We start from the raw sequence: 15,855 nt of genomic DNA, 5'->3' as shown, positions 1-15,855 counted from the left end.
CTAGGGACCGACCGTGATGAGGAAATAAGGCCGGGATAAGAGAAGAATGAGAAGCCTGCGGCCGGTCACGGAAACCGCCGGCGCCGCCGGTCCCGGGAGCCGCCGAAAAGCCGGAAACCGGTGAGGGGTCATCAGGACCGGTGAGGAGACGCGGAGTCGGGCAAGAAGTCCTGGGGCCGGAGAGGAAGCGCCGAAGGCGGGGAAAAGGCCCCGGGTCCGGGGAAGAAGGCCGCGAAGCCGGCGCGGAGGCCCCGGAACCGGGGAGCTTCGAAGGCCGAGGAGGAGCTCGGGCCGGTGGAACACGAATGCCGCCCCGAAGGGCGGCATCCGGACGGTGGCCGACCGGGCGTCAGATCGCCGAGCCCGCCTTCCAGTCGCTCCAGTTCATGTTCCAGCCGTTGAGGCCGTTGTCCGGCGCGACCGTCTTGTCGCCGGTGTTCTGGACGACGACCACGTCACCGATCATCGAGTTGTCGTAGAACCAGGCGCCCGGCGTGTTCGGGTCGTCGGCGCCCTTGGTGTCCGACAGGCCGACGCAGCCGTGGCTGGTGTTGACGCTGCCGAAGATGGACTTCGCGCCCCAGTAGTTGCCGTGGATGAAGGTGCCCGAGGTGGTCAGGCGCATGGCGTGCGGCACGTCCTTGATGTCGTACTCGCCCTCGCCGTCGTCGTCGGTGAAGCCGACCGTCGCGCCGTTCATCCGGGTCTCCTTGAACTTCTCGGAGATCACCATCTGGCCCTCGTACGTCTTGTTCTCGGGCGAGCCGGCGGAGATCGGGATGGTCCTGATCACCTTGCCGTCCTGCGTGACCTTCATCTGCTTGGTCTGCGCGTCGACGTAGGAGACCTGGTTGCGGCCGATCTTGAAGGTGACCGTCTTCTGCTGGACGCCGTAGACGCCCTCGGCGCCCTCGACCCCGTCGAGCGCCAGCTTCAGCGTGACGGTGGCGCCCTCCTTCCAGTACTCCTCGGGCCGGCAGTCCATGCGGTTGGCGTTGAACCAGTGGCAGGCGATCTCCTGACCACTGGTGGTGCTGACCGTGATGCCCTTCTGGACGGCGGCCTTGTTGGTGATCGCCTTGTCGAAGTTGATCGACACGGGCATGCCGACGCCGACGGTGGTGCCGTCGTCCGGCGTGAAGGTGCCGATGAAGCTGTTGGCCGGGGAGACCGTGGTGAAGGAGGCGTTCTCGTGGGCCTCGCGGCCCTCGGAGTCCGTCGCCGTGGCCGTCACCCGGTAGGTGGTGGCGCGCTCCAGCTGGGCGCTGGGCTTCCAGCTCTTCTTGTCGGCGGATATCTGGCCGTTCACCGCCGTGCCGTCGGAGGTGGTCATCTTCACGTCCGTGAGCGTGCCCTTGCTCACGGTCACCGTGGCGGAGTTGTTGATGGAGGCGTTGGTCGAGCCGTCCTTGGGCGTGATCTCGATCTGGGCCTCGGACGTCTTCTCGGCTGCCGCCTCGTCGACCTTGGCCTGGGGCGTGTCGCTGTTCCCGCCGCCGGAGGCGCCGTCGCCGCCGCCGGAACAGGCCGAGAGCACCAGCACACCGCCGAGCAGTGCGGACGCGGCCACGAGGCCCCTGCGCCGCTTACTGTTCGTCATCACACGCTTCTCCATCGTTGCCGAATCCGGAAAACCCGAGAGTCCCCGTCAGGAACTTCCAACGCTACGACCGGTTCGTCCCGTTCCACATTCCTTCGACGTGTGGGGCACACCACGTCCGCCGGAGCGGGCGAGGGCGCGGGTGTCGGTCAGTGCGCCCCTTGAGACGACGAAACACCGTGCGTCGGTTGCCGCCCGGGATCATGTTTCCCCGAGCCGCGTCAGCCGGCCGCCGCTCCTGCGTCGTCCTCGTCGCCATCATCCTCGTCGAAGTCCCGGCCGGGCGAGCCGGGGTCGTGGTCGATCCGTCCACCGCTCCGGGAGGCCCGCTGGAGCTCCACCCCCGGCACCTCGCCGACCAGCCCGAACGGGTCGACGAGGTACGCGAGCGCCTCCGCGGTGTCCTCCGTCACAGCGCTTCGTGCATGTACCCGCTCCCGGCGGGGCACATCACGGTCGACGGCCTCTTCGACGATGCGCCGCAGCGCGGCCCCGGCCACCGCCTCCTCGCCGGTCACCTCGAAAACCGATTCCACGCGAAGCCGCACAAAGCGTGATGTCTGCGGAGCGGTCACGCCGGGAGCGTACGGCCCTTTCCTCCCGTGACTTTCCTGTGACCCGCGCCTTTCACTAACATCGCCCCACACGGCCAATTCGCCAGCGCCACAAGGGGATCGATATTCCGTGTCATCCGCTCGCCGTCCGTTGCTGACCGCCACCGCCGCGGGCACCCTGCTGGGCGCCCTGTGGTTCGTCCCGTCCGCGAACGCGACGTCGGACGCCCCGGCCCGAACGGCGCCCTCGACGGGCTCGTCCGTGCAGGTCACGGTGGAGGCCAGAGCGGCGTCCACCAGCACGGGGACCGCCGTGGAGGAGACCCGGCTCGCCGACACCGGAAGCTTCGACAGCACCCCGTACGTCGTCGGCGGCACCGTCTTCCTCACCCTCGGCGCCGGATTCGTCGCCTATTCGGTCCGCCGGGAACGTCTCCATTTTTAAACCGACTTGACGCCCTCTTCACGCAGCCTTCATAGTCCGCGCATGAAGAGATCATCGGGCGTGCGACTGAGCGCCACCACTGTCGTGAGCGTTCTCTCGCTCGCCCTCGTCACGGGTTGTTCCGGCTCCGGGCCGGACGACTCGAAGGATTCCGGGAACTCCGGTGCCGCGTCGGCGGCGCCCGCCGCGAAGGCGCTCGGCGCGGCCGAGTTGAAGAAACTGATCATCGCCGACGGCGACGTGAAGGGCTACGAGGTCCGGTCCGCCGACACGGCCGAGCCGTTCGCCGGCTCCAAGGGCGCCATGACGGTGACCGACGCCGCGTGCGAGCCGATCGCGTACGTGCTCACCGGGTTCGCGCCCGGCGACGACGAGAGCGCCTACGTCAACCAGGCGGTCACCGAGAAGCCCGACGCGCAGGCGGGCCCGGGCCCGGACGAGAACTCCTCCGACGAGGAGTTCGAGGAGGCGCTGGAGGCCGTCGAGGACTCGCTGAGCTCCACGGTGACGATCGTCTCCCTCTCCTCGTACGAGGGCGACGGCGCCGAGGCGGCCATGAAGTCCGTCTCCACCGCGGTCGACGGCTGTGCGGGCGGGTTCACGGCCGCGGCGAAGGGCCAGGACACCCAGGAGTTCACGAAGGTCGCCGAGGAGAAGTCCTCCGGCACCGGTGACGAGTCGGTGGCCTTCGCGGTGACCGGCCGGGTGGAGGGCGGCGGGACCACCGCGGTGCACGCCGAGGTCGTGCGCCACGGCACCACCGTCGCCACGTACTACTCGCTCAACCTGGCCGCGCTCGCCGGCGAGAAGTCGACGTACACCATCCCCGCCGAGGTGGTGCAGGCCCAGGCCGCCAAGCTCGGGTGACCGACCGGGGCCCTGCCCGAAGGCGCCTCCCGGACCTCCGGATCCGGGACCGGCAGGGCCCCGGCCGTCTCACCGCAGGGGGCCGGTGACCGTCTCCACGGCCGCGACCAGCCGCCCCTCGCGCACGAACGCCTCCGCCGCGGCCAGGTCCGGCGCCAGGTACCGGTCCGGTCCGGGACCGTCGACGCCCGCCTCCCGCAGGGCCTCGACGACCGCCCGCGTCGCGGGCGCCGGGGTCAGCCCCTCGCGCAGTTCGACCGCGCGCGCGGCGGCGTACAGCTCGACGGCGATCACCCGTGTGAGGTTGTCCACGGCCGTGCGCAGCTTGCGCGCCGCCGACCAGCCCATCGAGACGTGGTCCTCCTGCATGGCGGAGGACGGGATGGAGTCCGCCGAGGCCGGCACGGCGAGCCGCTTCAGTTCGCTCACCAGAGCGGCCTGCGTGTACTGGGCGATCATCAGCCCCGAGTCGACGCCGGGGTCGTCCGCCAGGAACGGCGGCAGGCCGTGGCTGCGGTTCTTGTCGAGCAGCCGGTCGGTGCGGCGTTCGGCGATGGAGCCGAGGTCGGCGGCGGCGATGGCGAGGAAGTCGAGGACGTAGGCGACCGGGGCGCCGTGGAAGTTGCCGTTGGACTCCACCCGGCCGTCCGGCAGGACCACCGGATTGTCCACGGCGGAGGCCAGTTCCCGCTCGGCGACCAGGCGGGCGTGGGCCAGGGTGTCCCGGCCGGCGCCGGCGACCTGCGGGGCGCAGCGCACCGAGTAGGCGTCCTGGACCCGCGGGGCGTCGTCCTGGTGGTGCCCGGTCAGGCCCGAGCCCTTCAGCACGGCCAGCATGTTGGCGGCGCTGGCGGCCTGTCCCGGGTGCGGCCGGACGGCGTGCAGTTCGGGGGCGAGCACCCTGTCGGTGCCCAGGAGGGCTTCGAGGCTGAGGGCGGCCGTGACGTCGGCGGACTTGTAGAGCGTGTCCAGGTCGGCGAGGGCCATGAGCAGCATGCCGAGCATGCCGTCGGTGCCGTTGAGGAGGGCCAGGCCCTCCTTCTCGCGCAGCTCGACCGGCCGGACGCCGTGCGCGGCGAGCAGTTCGGCGGCGGGCCGCACGGTTCCGTCGGGACCCTCGGCCTCCCCCTCCCCCATGAGCGTGAGGGCGCAGTGGGAGAGCGGGGCGAGGTCGCCGGAGCAGCCGAGCGAGCCGTACTCGTGCACGACCGGGGTGATCCCGGCGTTCAGCACGTCGGCCATGGTCTGCGCGACCTCGGGCCGGACGCCGGTGTACCCCGAGCAGACGGTCTTCAGGCGCAGGAACATCAGGGCCCGCACGACCTCCCGCTCGACCCGCGGTCCCATGCCCGCGGCGTGCGAGCGGACGATGTTGCGCTGCAGCCGGGTGCGCAGGTCCCGGCCGATGTGCCGGGTGGCCAGGGCGCCGAAGCCGGTGGAGACCCCGTAGACGGGATCGGGCTCGGCCGCCAGCGCGTCCACGGTCCCGCGGGCCGCGGCCAGGGCCGTCACCGCCTCCCGGGAGAGTTCGACCCGGGCGCCGCCGCGCGCCACGGCGAGCACGTCGGACGCGGTCGTCCCGGACGTCCCCACCACCACAGTATGCATATCCATATTCAGGAGCGTACGCAGTGAATTCCACTGTGTCACCACCGGGGGGCGGGTTCACCCCTTACCTACCGGGGTGGCGTCCCTCACCGGCCGGGTCGGCGTCACGGCGAGTGGCGGCCCCGGAAGCGCCGGCGCTCCCCGTCCGTCTCCCGGGACGGCTCGTCCGCGAGCCGTACCACGGGGTCGTCGGGCCCCTCGCGGCCGGCGACGACCGGCCGGGCCGCCCGCTCGGCCTTGGCGCGGTACTGGGCGGCGTCGGCGAGCCGGAACAGCCGGCGGGCGTCGCCGACCGGCCCGATGGGGTCCTCGGTGGAGGCGACCCCGCAGGCGACGCCGTCGCCGAGTTCCAGCTCGGCCGCCCTGCGGCACAGTTCGTCGGCCGCCTTGACCACGTCGTCGGCGGGCGGACCGACCGCGAGCAGGCAGAACTCGTCCCCGCCGAGACGGGCCGCGAGCGCGCCCGGCACCATCGCCCCGCACACCGACAGCACGCTCCCGAAGCGCTCCAGGAGCCGGTCGCCCGCGGCGTGCCCGCGGGTGTCGTTGACCCGCTTGAGCCCGTTCAGGTCGCAGACGACGAGGCTGACGGCGACGCCGTCCCGGTGGTGCCGCTCGATGGCCTCGTCCAGGCGCGCGTCGACGGCACGGCGGTTGGCGAGTCCGGTGAGCGGGTCGGTGTACGCGAGCCGCCGCGCCTCCTCCAGCCGCTCGGTCTGGGCGATGCCGGCGGCGACCACGGCGGCCAGGACGGTGGCGAAGTCGGCATCGGCCCGTTCGAAGACCGGCGCGCCGACCGGGCGGGCGACGTACAGCTCGCCCCAGGCGCGGCCGTGCAGCACCAGCGGCGCGACCACGCAGCAGCCCCGGCCGCGGCGGCGGAGGGCGACGACGCGCTGGTGGCAGTAGCCGGGCCGGCCGGCCGCGGGCCCCTCGGCGGTCTCGACCCAGGCGCCGGGCTCACCGCCCCCGGCCCAGCGCTCGTGCAGGAACTCGGTGATCTCCGCGAACCGGTGGACGGGGTAGGACTCGTCGTCCGGGAACTCCTCCTCGCCCTCGACCCGCTCGCCGACGTTCACCAGGACGCGCAGCCGCCCCAGCTCCCGCTCCCACCGCGACAGCGCGGCGAAGCTGCCGCCCAGCGCGCGGCGGGCGCCGGCCGCCGCGGCGCGCCAGGCCTCGCGGGAGCCGTGCGCGGCGGCCATGCCCTGCGCCAGCGCGACGACGGCCGCGAGCCGACGGTCCTCACCCATCACTCCAGGCTAGGGACATTCGGGGCAATCGGGGAGATTATCGGAGCGAACGGGGAGCGGGACCACGGGGCCCGCCGGTCCCCGGGCGGGCCGCCCCTACTCCCCCGGCCACTTGGGCCTGCGCTTCTCGTTGAAGGCCGCCACCCCTTCCGCCCGGTCCCCCGAGAACGCCACCGTCCGCCAGGCCGCGTCCTCGACCTCCAGGCCGGCGCGCAGGTCCAGGCCGTGGCCGAGGCGCAGGGCCCGTTTGGCCGAGCGGAGGCCCACGGGGGAGTTCGCGGCGATCCGGGACGCCATCGCCAGCGCCTCCTCCCGGTCCCGCCCCTCCTCCACCAGCACGTCCACCAGGCCCAGCTCCCGCGCCTCCCCGGCCTCCACCCGCCGCGCCGTGAAGATGAGCTCGGCCGCGCGGGCGGCCCCGACACGGCGCGGCAGCAGCTGCGTCCCGCCGCCGCCCGGGATCACCCCGACCGACACCTCCGGCAGCCCCACCACGGCCGTGCGGTCGGCCACGATCACGTCGCAGGACAGGGCCAGCTCGAAACCGCCGCCCAGCGCGAACCCGTGCACCGCCGCGATCGCCGGCACCGGCAGCTCCAGCACCCCGGTGTAGGCCCCGCGCGACACCGGCCGCTGCCGCAGCAGCTCGGCGTCGCTGAGGGAGTTGCGCTCCTTCAGGTCGGCTCCGACGCAGAAGGCCCGCTCGTGCGTGGAGGTCACCACCACCGCCCGCACGCTCCGGTCCTCGCCGAGCGCCGCGCACGCCGCCGCGATGGAGCGGGCCATCCCGGACGAGACGGCGTTCATGGCCTCGGGCCGGTCGAGGGCGAGCTCCGCGACGTGTCCGTCCTCGTGCCGCCGCACCAGCACGAACTCCCCGTACCGCTCCTCGCTCATGACACCCTCCCGGTTAACGTGGGTTAACGACCGTCGCCGCCCCGATCATCGCAGGCGGGCTCCGGACGGGGAAAGGGCGCACCCGGCCGGTTCCCGTTTCACCCCCCGCTTACCCGTTCGAGTGACATCCCGCCGACTGCGGCCCCCGCCGCCCGGGGAGCGCATAGCGTGCGCTCCGCCGGGCGCATCGGGGGCGCTCGCGCCTCGGGGAGGGGATCGGGATGACGACGACGGACACGACGGCCGAGCCGCGGCAGGGGGCCGGTCCCCCGGCCGGCGCCACCGGGACCGGTCCCCGCCGCCCCCGCGTCCGGGGCCGCCACCGCAAGCCGCGCCCCCGCAGGGCGCTGCTCGCCGCGGGGGGCCTCGTACTGGCCGCGGGGGCCCTGGGCCTCGTACGGCTGATGTCCGGCGGAGACGCGGGGAGGGTGGACGCCGCCGGGGCGGAGCCGCGCCCGGAAGCGCTCGTGGAGGAGGCGGACCGGGCGTCCGGCGCCGCCACCGCGGGCGCCGCCACGCCCGCGGCGAGCCCGTCGGCCACCGCTCTCCTGGGCCGTACGCACGCGCCGCCGACCGCGGCCCCGGGCCGCGCGCCCGCCCGGTCCGCGGCGTCCGTCACCCCGTCGGCCCCGGCGGCGGCAGCCGTCCCGGCCCCCTCCGCGTCCCGTCCGCCGGGGCCGTCGAGCCCCGCGCCGCGCCCGACGCCCACCGCGGCGCCGAGCCGGGACGCGCCGGCCGCCCCGTCCGCGGAGCCCGAGCAGCCGGTCCCGCCCGGCCCGCCGGACCGGTCCGACTGGCCGGCCCTGTGCGTACCGATCATCGGCCTGTGCGTGGACTCCCCGCTGGGGCGCGGCTGACGGCCACGGCACGCCGGCCGCCGCGGCGTGCGCCGCTACGCCGTGCCGCCCCGCCGCGTGAGCAGCCACGGTTCGACGACGCCCAGGCCGCGCACCGGGCGCTGCCACATCGGCTGCAGCCCGAAGCGGTACGCCGGGGGCTCCTCGCCCTCCTTCTCCGCGGCGGCCGCCTCCTCGGCCGCCTCCGCCTCCGAGGCGGGGGCGTCCCGGGTGCGGATCAGCTCCTCCGCGAAGGCGCTGTCGACCAGGACGGCGTCCCGGGGCGCTATCGAGGTGAGCCGGGAGGCCAGGTTGACGGTCGTGCCGAAGACATCGCCCATGCGGGTGGTCACCGTGCCGAAGGCCATGCCGACCCGCAGCTTCGGCATGGTCTCGTCGTTCGCCATGGTCTCGATGAGCCGGAGCGCGATCTCCGCGGCCGTGCCCGCGTCGTCGGCGACGTACAGGACCTCGTCGCCGAGGGTCTTGACCAGGCGCCCGCCGTGCGCGGCGATCAGGTCGGCGGCGGTGGTCTCGAAGGCCTCGACGAGCTCGCCGAGTTCCTCCTCCTCCATCCGGCGGGTCAACCGGGTGAAACCCACCAGGTCGGCGAAGCCGACGGCGAGGCGCCGGTCGACCATCTCCTCGTCGTCGGCGGCCTGCACCACCCGCCCGGCCGAGGCCGCGAGCTGCCGCCGCCAGACGTAGACGAGGAACTCCTCCAGCTCGGGCAGCAGCAGTTCGACGATGGGATACGTGACCTCGGTACGGGTCATGCCCGGCTCGGGCGGCTCGGTCAGCCCCTCCAGGAAGGAGTCGATCTGCCACTCGGCGAGCCTGGCCGTGGTCTGCCCGGTGGACCGTGCCACCTGCACGGCCATGGCCTCGCTCAGCAGTCCCGCCTCCACCAGGCCGGCGAGCCGGCGCAGCGCGAGCACGTCGGCCTCCGTGAGCGCCCTGGCCTGCCCGATGTCGGCGAAGCCCATCGCCCGCCAGAAACGGGAGGCCAGCTCCATGGAGACGCCCGCACTGCGGGCCGCCTGGAAGGGGGTGTAGCGGCGCTCCGCGCCCAGGATGAGCTGTTCCAGGCGCAGTGCGAGGGGGTCCTCGCCGGAGTCGGCGGGCTGCGGGTCCACCCGGTCCGCGTCCGCGCCGGGGCCCGTGTCGTCGACGGTCACGCCTGCTGCCCTTCCGATCTGCCACGGTCAGGTATCGACCGGCCTCAACTTTACGGCAGGTGTGCGGTAGCTCACTCCCGCGAGCGGCGGCCGCCCGTCCCCGGGGCGGTGACCGCCCCGTACGGCCTCCGCCCCGGCGTGCGCCGGGGCAGGGCGGCGCACACCGGGGCCGGGCGGCTCACGCCGGGCGCAGGTGAACTATGTCCCCCGCCCCCACCGGCTCCTGCACGCCGTCCTCCGTGGCCAGCACCAGCCGCCCGTCCCCGTCCACCGCGACCGCCTCCCCGCTGATCGACCGGTTCCCCGGCAGCTGAGCCCGGACCGGCCGCCCGAGGGTCGCGCACCCGGCCGCGTACGTCTCCTGGAGCCCGCAGGCCGCGGGGTCGCCGCCGGCGGCCCGCCACCGTCCGTACCAGTCCGCCAGGGAGCGCAGCACCGCCCGCAGCAGCGGATCGCGGTCCGTGCTCACCGCGCCGGCCAGGGCCAGCGACCCGGCCTGCGGGACCGGCAGCTCGTCCGCGCGGAGGGTGACGTTGATGCCCACACCGACGACGACCCCGTGCTCCCCGGCCCGCTCGGCCAGGATCCCGCCGGCTTTGCGCTCCTCGCCGCCGACGGTGACGAGCAGGTCGTTCGGCCATTTGAGCGCCGTGTCGACGCCCGCCGCCCGGGACAGCCCGGTCGCCACCGCGACCCCGGTGAGCAGCGGCAGCCAGCCCCAGCGGGCCACCGGCACCTCGGCCGGGGTGAGCAGCACGGAGAAGAACAGGCCGGAGCGGGCCGGGGCCGTCCACCGCCGGTCCAGCCGCCCGCGGCCCGCGAACTGCTCCTCGGCGACCAGGACCGCGCCCTCGGCCGCCTTGCCCTGCTCGGCGCGGGCGACGAGGTCGGAGTTGGTGGAACCGGTGCGCTGCACCACCTCGACGTCCGACCAGAGCCCGCCCGCCCGGACCAGTCCCCGGCGCAGGGCGGCGGCGTTCAGCGGCGGACGGTCCAGGTCGGACCAGCGGCTGTCGTCTGATGCGTCTCGCGGCGTCATGCAAGCCACCCTAGGTGTGGTAAACGCCGCACTGCCGACCGGTGGGCACCGCACTACGCTGCGGATGAGTAACCGTCCCCCCTTTTGAGCAGGCAGGGAGCCGCATCCCGATGTCCGAGCCGGAAGAGCGTCAAGAGGTTGACATCCACACCACCGCGGGGAAGCTCGCGGACCTGAAGCGCCGCGTCCACGAGGCGACGCACGCCGGCTCGGCCCGCGCGGTCGAGAAACAGCATGCCAAGGGCAAGCTGACGGCCCGTGAACGCGTCGATCTGCTGCTGGACGAGGGGTCCTTCGTCGAGCTGGACGAGTTCGCCCGGCACCGCTCCACCAACTTCGGGCTGGAGAACAACCGCCCGTACGGGGACGGCGTCGTCACCGGCTACGGCACCGTCGACGGACGTCCGGTGGCCGTCTTCTCGCAGGACTTCACCGTCTTCGGCGGGGCGCTGGGCGAGGTCTACGGCCAGAAGATCGTCAAGGTGATGGACTTCGCGCTGAAGACCGGCTGCCCGGTCATCGGCATCAACGACTCCGGCGGCGCCCGCATCCAGGAGGGCGTGGCCTCGCTCGGGGCGTACGGGGAGATCTTCCGCCGCAACACCCACGCCTCCGGGGTGATCCCGCAGATCAGCCTGATCGTGGGACCCTGCGCGGGCGGCGCGGTCTACTCCCCGGCGATCACCGACTTCACCGTGATGGTCGATCAGACCTCGCACATGTTCATCACCGGCCCGGACGTCATCAAGACGGTCACCGGCGAGGACGTCGGCTTCGAGGAGCTGGGCGGCGCCCGCACCCACAACACCGCCTCCGGCGTGGCCCACCACATGGCCGGGGACGAGAAGGACGCCATCGAGTACGTCAAGCAGCTGCTGAGCTACCTGCCGTCCAACAACCTCTCCGAGCCCCCGGTGTTCCCGGAGGAGGCGGACCTCGCCGTCACCGACGAGGACCGCGAGCTGGACACGGTCGTCCCGGACAGCGCGAACCAGCCGTACGACATGCACACGGTGATCGAGCACGTCCTGGACGACGCCGAGTTCCTCGAGACGCAGCCGCTGTACGCGCCGAACGTCCTCACCGGCTTCGGCCGGGTCGAGGGCCACCCGGTGGGCGTCGTCGCCAACCAGCCGATGCAGTTCGCCGGCTGCCTGGACATCAAGGCGAGCGAGAAGGCGGCCCGCTTCGTGCGCACCTGCGACGCCTTCAACATCCCGGTGCTGACCTTCGTCGACGTCCCCGGCTTCCTGCCCGGTGTCGACCAGGAGCACGACGGCATCATCCGCCGCGGCGCCAAGCTGATCTACGCCTACGCCGAGGCGACGGTCCCGCTGATCACGGTGATCACCCGCAAGGCCTTCGGCGGGGCGTACGACGTCATGGGCTCCAAGCACCTGGGCGCCGACCTCAACCTGGCCTGGCCCACCGCCCAGATCGCCGTCATGGGCGCCCAGGGCGCGGTCAACATCCTGCACCGCCGCACCCTCGCCGAGGCGGAGGAGGCCGGCGAGGCCGAGGAGACCCGGGCCCGGCTGCTGCAGGAGTACGAGGACACCCTGCTCAACCCCTACATCGCGGCCGAGCGCGGCTACGTCGACGCCGTGATCATGCCGTCGGACACCCGCCGCCACGTCGTACGCGGCCTGCGTCAGCTGCGCACCAAACGGGAATCACTGCCTCCGAAGAAGCACGGCAACATCCCCCTCTGACCGCCGACCGCAGGAGTGGCTGTGACGATCAAGGTCGTACGAGGCAACCCGACCCCGGAGGAGCTGGCCGCCGCACTGGCGGTGGTCCGGGCCCGCGCCGCGGCGGCGGCCGCCGCGCCGCCCGGCGCGCCCGGCCCCCGCGCCTCCTGGTCCGACCCGTCCCGCATCGCCGCGCACCGGCTGCCCCGGCCGGGGCCGGCGGCGTGGGCGCGCACGTACTGGCCGGGCGCGTAAGGAGGCCCGGAGCCCCGCCGCCACGGCTTCGGCCCGCACCGCGTACCCCGCGTCGCCGGAGTGCGGGCCGGCGACCGCGTCGTCCTCCCCGGCGCGGCGGGGGCGGACCGAAGTTGAGTACGCGTACTCAGGCGCCGCACCGGCGCGCCGCCGGACGATGGAAGGCATGCTGTGGTCCGACCCCGAGAACGAACCGCCCGAGGAACTGCGCCAGACGCAGGACATGTTGCGGCGGCTGAGCGTTCTCCTGGCGACGGCCATGGTGCTGGCGATGATCGTGATCGGTGTGAGGTGAGGCGGACGGGGGACGCCGATACGCTGATCGCATGACAGATCAGCCGCGCCGCCGACTCGTCCTCGCCTCCCGGTCCCCCGCCCGGCTCGGCCTGCTGCGCCAGGCCGGACTGGATCCCGAGGTGATCGTGAGCGGCGTCGACGAGGACGCCGTCACCGCCCCCACCCCCGCCGAGCTGGCACTCGCCCTCGCCGAGGCCAAGGCCTCCGTCGTGGCCGCGAAACCCGAGGTCAAGGGTGCGATCGTGATCGGCTGCGACTCCGTGCTCGACCTGGACGGCCAGGCCCTCGGCAAGCCCGCCGACGCCGAGGAGGCGACGGCCCGCTGGAAGGCCATGCGCGGACGCGCCGGAACCCTCCAGACGGGCCACTGCGTGTACGACACCGCGACCGGCCGGTACGCCTCCGCGACCGCCTCCACCGTCGTCCGCTTCGGCGAGCCCACCGACGAGGAGATCGCCGCCTACGTCGCCTCGGGCGAGCCCCTCCACGTCGCCGGCGCCTTCACCCTCGACGGCCGCTCGGCCCCGTTCATCGACGGCATCGACGGCGACCACGGCAACGTCATCGGCCTCAGCCTGCCGCTGTTCCGGCGGCTGCTCGGCGAACTGGGCGTGGGCATCACCCAGCTGTGGGCGCCTGCGGAGAGCTGACCGGGGAGCCGGCGCCGCCGGGCGCGGCGCCGGCCGGGTGGTCGCAGGCCACCAGCAGCCACACGATCAGCGCGAGCACCGGCACCGTCAGCAGGAACGCCGACCGGCCCACCGGCCCCCAGGCGAGGGCGCCGAGCAGGCCGTGCACCACGGGCCGCGCCGGTCAGCGGGACGCGGCCAGGCCGGCCGGGGGCCGGTCCCGCGGGGCGACCAGCAGTGCCGCCGGGCCGCACAGGGCGAGGCAGAGGCCGAAGACCACGCCGCCGGCCTTCGACGCCACCGCCGTCGGATGCGGGTCCAGGCCGGCCGGGGACATGTCCTGCCGGTCGACGAGGTCCCCCGGGAACCAGGTCAGGGCCGCGATTCCGAACGCCTCGCCGAAGAGGACGACCGCCGCGATCCACGCCACCGGTCCGCGCACCATGGGCCCCACCCCTCCCGGCCGTTTCCGCGAAAGTCTGCTGTTCCCCCTAGTGCGTTCGGGTCATCGTGGACGCTACTAACGGGTAAACCGAGGGACAAGAGTCCTGCGGGGGGCAAAGAATCATGGGGCCGTTCGTAGGGACTCCACAAAGAAACCGAGTGGCCCGCAGCATGTGATGACAGAGACCTTGACCACAGGAGGCGGCTAGGGTTTCCCGGAGGAGTTCTGCGTTTCGCGGTGCGACAAGGGATTTCGCGGGTCGAGCGAGCCTCGTATCACGCTCCGTGTGGGCAAGCTCACCACTGGGGACGGGTCGAAGCGGCGTGTCGGCAGTCCCTAAACTCGGCTTGTTTCAAGGAGGGAGCCTCAATCGTGCGCAAGGTGCTGATCGCCAACCGTGGCGAAATCGCTGTCCGCGTGGCCCGGGCGTGCCGGGACGCCGGGATCGCGAGCGTGGCCGTCTACGCCGACCCGGACCGGGACGCGGTGCATGTGCGGGCCGCGGACGAGGCGTTCGCCCTGGGGGGTGACACTCCGGCGGCCAGCTACCTGGACATCGACAAGGTGCTGCGGGCGGCGCGCGAGTCGGGCGCGGACGCGGTCCATCCCGGTTACGGCTTTCTGTCGGAGAACGCCGATTTCGCGCAGGCGGTGCTGGACGCGGGGCTGATCTGGATCGGTCCGCCCCCGCAGGCCATCCGGGACCTGGGCGACAAGGTCGCCGCCCGGCACATCGCCCAGCGGGCCGGCGCCCCGCTGGTGGCCGGCACCTCCGACCCCGTGTCGGGCGCGGAGGAGGTGGTGGCCTTCGCCGAGGAGCACGGGCTGCCCATCGCGATCAAGGCCGCGTTCGGCGGCGGCGGCCGCGGTCTGAAGGTGGCGCGCACGCTGGAGGAGGTTCCCGAGCTGTACGACTCGGCGGTGCGCGAGGCGGTGGCCGCCTTCGGCCGCGGGGAGTGCTTCGTCGAGCGCTACCTGGACCGGCCCCGGCACGTGGAGACGCAGTGCCTGGCCGACACCCACGGCAACGTGGTGGTGGTCTCCACCCGGGACTGCTCGCTGCAGCGCCGCCACCAGAAGCTGGTCGAGGAGGCTCCGGCCCCGTTCCTGACCGAGCAGCAGCGCGCGGAGCTGTACCGCGCCTCCAAGGCGATCCTGAAGGAGGCCGGCTACGTCGGCGCCGGCACGGTGGAGTTCCTGGTCGGCAACGACGGCACCATCTCCTTCCTGGAGGTCAACACCCGCCTGCAGGTCGAGCACCCGGTCACCGAGGAGGTCGCCGGCATCGACCTGGTGCGCGAGATGTTCCGCATCGCCGACGGCGAGGAACTCGGCTACGACGACCCGGTGCTGCGCGGGCACTCCTTCGAGTTCCGCATCAACGGCGAGGACCCCGGCCGCAACTTCCTGCCCGCCCCGGGCACCGTCACCGTCTTCGAGCCGCCCTCCGGCCCCGGCGTGCGCCTGGACGCCGGCGTGGAGTCCGGGTCCGTGATCGGTCCGGCCTGGGACTCGCTGCTGGCCAAGCTGATCGTCACCGGCGCCACCCGCGAGCAGGCCCTGCAGCGCGCCGCCCGCGCGCTGGCGGAGTTCCGCGTGGAGGGCATGGCCACCGCCCTGCCCTTCCACCGCAAGGTGGTCACCGATCCCGCCTTCGCCCCCGAGCTGCACGGATCCGAGGGGCCCTTCACCGTCCACACCCGCTGGATCGAGACCGAGTTCACCAACGACATCCCGCCCTTCACCGCCCCCGCCGACGCCGCCCGGGCCGAGGAGGACACCAGCCGCGAGACGGTCGTGGTCGAGGTCGGCGGCAAGCGCCTGGAGGTCTCCCTGCCCGCCTCGCTGGGCATGTCCCTGGCCCGCACCGGCCTGGCCGCCGGCGCCCGGCCCAAGCGCCGCGCCGCCCGCAAATCCGGCCCCGCCGCCTCCGGCGACACCCTCACCTCCCCCATGCAGGGCACCATCGTCAAGATCGCCGTCGAGGAGGGCCAGGAGGTCAAGGAAGGCGACCTGGTCGTCGTCCTGGAGGCCATGAAGATGGAACAGCCCCTCAACGCCCACAAGTCCGGCACCGTCAAGGGCCTGACCGCCGAGGTCGGCGCCTCCCTCACCTCCGGCGCACCCATCTGCGAGATCAAGGACTGAGCCGTACGGAACCCGTCCGGGCGCCCCGCGGCCCCCCCCGGCCGGCCCCCCGGCGCCCCCCCGGGCCCCCCCCCCCGCCCCCGGGCCCCCGCCCCCCCGGGGGGGCGGCCCCC

At 73.5% G+C, this 15,855-nt stretch carries 15 protein-coding genes and 1 pseudogene; 8 read left to right on the top strand and 8 right to left on the bottom strand.

What is annotated here, in order from left to right; translation table 11 throughout:
* Positions 1 to 349 precede the first annotated feature (349 nt).
* Positions 350 to 1,600: an Ig-like domain-containing protein gene (locus tag ACIBAI_RS05255; protein ID WP_399031098.1), complete on the bottom strand. Its 1,251-nt coding sequence runs from the start codon at positions 1,598 to 1,600 to the stop codon at positions 350 to 352.
* A 221-nt stretch (positions 1,601 to 1,821) separates the two neighbouring features.
* Positions 1,822 to 2,136 (bottom strand): hypothetical protein, encoded by a 315-nt coding sequence (locus tag ACIBAI_RS05250; protein WP_399031096.1) that lies wholly within the window; start codon positions 2,134 to 2,136, stop codon positions 1,822 to 1,824.
* A gap of 148 nt (positions 2,137 to 2,284) precedes the next feature.
* Here ACIBAI_RS05250 and ACIBAI_RS05245 point away from each other — a divergent pair, with 148 nt between their 5' ends.
* Positions 2,285 to 2,599 (top strand): hypothetical protein, encoded by a 315-nt coding sequence (locus tag ACIBAI_RS05245; protein WP_399031095.1) that lies wholly within the window; start codon positions 2,285 to 2,287, stop codon positions 2,597 to 2,599.
* A 42-nt stretch (positions 2,600 to 2,641) separates the two neighbouring features.
* Positions 2,642 to 3,466, top strand: a complete 825-nt coding sequence (locus ACIBAI_RS05240; RefSeq protein WP_399031094.1) for a hypothetical protein — start codon at positions 2,642 to 2,644, stop codon at positions 3,464 to 3,466.
* Between the two features lie 69 nt (positions 3,467 to 3,535).
* On the opposite strand, the gene hutH is transcribed toward ACIBAI_RS05240, so the two are convergent.
* The 3 genes from hutH to ACIBAI_RS05225 form a co-directional block, all read right to left on the bottom strand.
* Positions 3,536 to 5,074, bottom strand: a complete 1,539-nt coding sequence (gene hutH / locus ACIBAI_RS05235) for a histidine ammonia-lyase (RefSeq protein ID WP_399031384.1) — start codon at positions 5,072 to 5,074, stop codon at positions 3,536 to 3,538.
* A gap of 104 nt (positions 5,075 to 5,178) precedes the next feature.
* A complete protein-coding gene (locus ACIBAI_RS05230; RefSeq protein ID WP_399031092.1) occupies positions 5,179 to 6,327 on the bottom strand; it encodes a diguanylate cyclase domain-containing protein in 1,149 nt (382 codons plus the stop codon).
* Between the two features lie 96 nt (positions 6,328 to 6,423).
* Positions 6,424 to 7,224, bottom strand: coding sequence for an enoyl-CoA hydratase/isomerase family protein (locus tag ACIBAI_RS05225; RefSeq protein WP_399031090.1), 801 nt, complete (start codon positions 7,222 to 7,224; stop codon positions 6,424 to 6,426).
* A gap of 221 nt (positions 7,225 to 7,445) precedes the next feature.
* Here ACIBAI_RS05225 and ACIBAI_RS05220 point away from each other — a divergent pair, with 221 nt between their 5' ends.
* The gene (locus ACIBAI_RS05220; RefSeq protein WP_399031089.1) at positions 7,446 to 8,081 is read left to right on the top strand and encodes a hypothetical protein; all 636 of its coding nucleotides are present in this window, start codon (positions 7,446 to 7,448) and stop codon (positions 8,079 to 8,081) included.
* A gap of 35 nt (positions 8,082 to 8,116) precedes the next feature.
* Here the strand turns inward: ACIBAI_RS05220 and ACIBAI_RS05215 are convergent, their stop codons facing one another.
* Together ACIBAI_RS05215 and ACIBAI_RS05210 are read right to left on the bottom strand one after the other, a co-directional pair.
* On the bottom strand, positions 8,117 to 9,238 hold the full coding sequence (locus ACIBAI_RS05215; protein WP_399031087.1) for an adenylate/guanylate cyclase domain-containing protein: 1,122 nt from the start codon (positions 9,236 to 9,238) through the stop codon (positions 8,117 to 8,119).
* A 178-nt stretch (positions 9,239 to 9,416) separates the two neighbouring features.
* Positions 9,417 to 10,277, bottom strand: coding sequence for a biotin--[acetyl-CoA-carboxylase] ligase (locus ACIBAI_RS05210; protein ID WP_399031085.1), 861 nt, complete (start codon positions 10,275 to 10,277; stop codon positions 9,417 to 9,419).
* Positions 10,278 to 10,387: 110 nt separating this feature from the next.
* Between ACIBAI_RS05210 and ACIBAI_RS05205 the strand changes: the two genes are divergently transcribed.
* The 4 genes from ACIBAI_RS05205 to ACIBAI_RS05190 all read left to right on the top strand — a co-directional run bounded on the left by ACIBAI_RS05205 (position 10,388) and on the right by ACIBAI_RS05190 (position 13,170).
* A complete protein-coding gene (locus ACIBAI_RS05205; protein ID WP_399031083.1) occupies positions 10,388 to 11,989 on the top strand; it encodes an acyl-CoA carboxylase subunit beta in 1,602 nt (533 codons plus the stop codon).
* Between the two features lie 21 nt (positions 11,990 to 12,010).
* On the top strand, positions 12,011 to 12,223 hold the full coding sequence (locus tag ACIBAI_RS05200) for an acyl-CoA carboxylase epsilon subunit (protein ID WP_399031082.1): 213 nt from the start codon (positions 12,011 to 12,013) through the stop codon (positions 12,221 to 12,223).
* A gap of 166 nt (positions 12,224 to 12,389) precedes the next feature.
* A complete protein-coding gene (mmpB, locus tag ACIBAI_RS05195; RefSeq protein WP_399031081.1) occupies positions 12,390 to 12,518 on the top strand; it encodes a morphogenic membrane protein MmpB in 129 nt (42 codons plus the stop codon).
* Positions 12,519 to 12,549: 31 nt separating this feature from the next.
* Complete coding sequence (locus ACIBAI_RS05190; protein ID WP_344602502.1) at positions 12,550 to 13,170, top strand: nucleoside triphosphate pyrophosphatase; 621 nt, start codon at positions 12,550 to 12,552, stop codon at positions 13,168 to 13,170.
* On the opposite strand, the pseudogene ACIBAI_RS05185 reads toward ACIBAI_RS05190, so the two are convergent.
* Positions 13,139 to 13,594 (bottom strand): annotated as a pseudogene (locus ACIBAI_RS05185) (hypothetical protein). The gene ACIBAI_RS05190 and the pseudogene ACIBAI_RS05185 sit on opposite strands and share 32 nt — an antisense overlap.
* A gap of 372 nt (positions 13,595 to 13,966) precedes the next feature.
* On the opposite strand from ACIBAI_RS05185, the gene ACIBAI_RS05180 reads away from it, so the two are divergent.
* The gene (locus ACIBAI_RS05180) at positions 13,967 to 15,742 is read left to right on the top strand and encodes an acetyl/propionyl/methylcrotonyl-CoA carboxylase subunit alpha (RefSeq protein WP_399031079.1); all 1,776 of its coding nucleotides are present in this window, start codon (positions 13,967 to 13,969) and stop codon (positions 15,740 to 15,742) included.
* Positions 15,743 to 15,855 lie beyond the last annotated feature (113 nt).

The organism is Streptomyces sp. NPDC051041 (genome assembly GCF_044456065.1).
In the GTDB taxonomy this organism is placed as follows: Bacteria; Actinomycetota; Actinomycetes; order Streptomycetales; family Streptomycetaceae; genus Streptomyces; species Streptomyces glaucus.
The sequence above is the reverse complement of the archived record's forward strand: the minus strand, read 5'-3'. Positions and strand labels throughout refer to the sequence as shown.

Coding starts and splice junctions, on each gene's coding strand:
- ACIBAI_RS05255 (WP_399031098.1), bottom strand. CDS start 1,600: ATGACGAACAGTAAGCGGCGCAGGGGCCTCGTGGCCGCGTCCGCACTG.
- ACIBAI_RS05240 (WP_399031094.1), top strand. CDS start 2,642: ATGAAGAGATCATCGGGCGTGCGACTGAGCGCCACCACTGTCGTGAGC.
- hutH (WP_399031384.1), bottom strand. CDS start 5,074: ATGCATACTGTGGTGGTGGGGACGTCCGGGACGACCGCGTCCGACGTG.
- ACIBAI_RS05230 (WP_399031092.1), bottom strand. CDS start 6,327: ATGGGTGAGGACCGTCGGCTCGCGGCCGTCGTCGCGCTGGCGCAGGGC.
- ACIBAI_RS05225 (WP_399031090.1), bottom strand. CDS start 7,224: ATGAGCGAGGAGCGGTACGGGGAGTTCGTGCTGGTGCGGCGGCACGAG.
- ACIBAI_RS05220 (WP_399031089.1), top strand. CDS start 7,446: ATGACGACGACGGACACGACGGCCGAGCCGCGGCAGGGGGCCGGTCCC.
- ACIBAI_RS05210 (WP_399031085.1), bottom strand. CDS start 10,277: ATGACGCCGCGAGACGCATCAGACGACAGCCGCTGGTCCGACCTGGAC.
- ACIBAI_RS05205 (WP_399031083.1), top strand. CDS start 10,388: ATGTCCGAGCCGGAAGAGCGTCAAGAGGTTGACATCCACACCACCGCG.
- mmpB (WP_399031081.1), top strand. CDS start 12,390: ATGCTGTGGTCCGACCCCGAGAACGAACCGCCCGAGGAACTGCGCCAG.
- ACIBAI_RS05190 (WP_344602502.1), top strand. CDS start 12,550: ATGACAGATCAGCCGCGCCGCCGACTCGTCCTCGCCTCCCGGTCCCCC.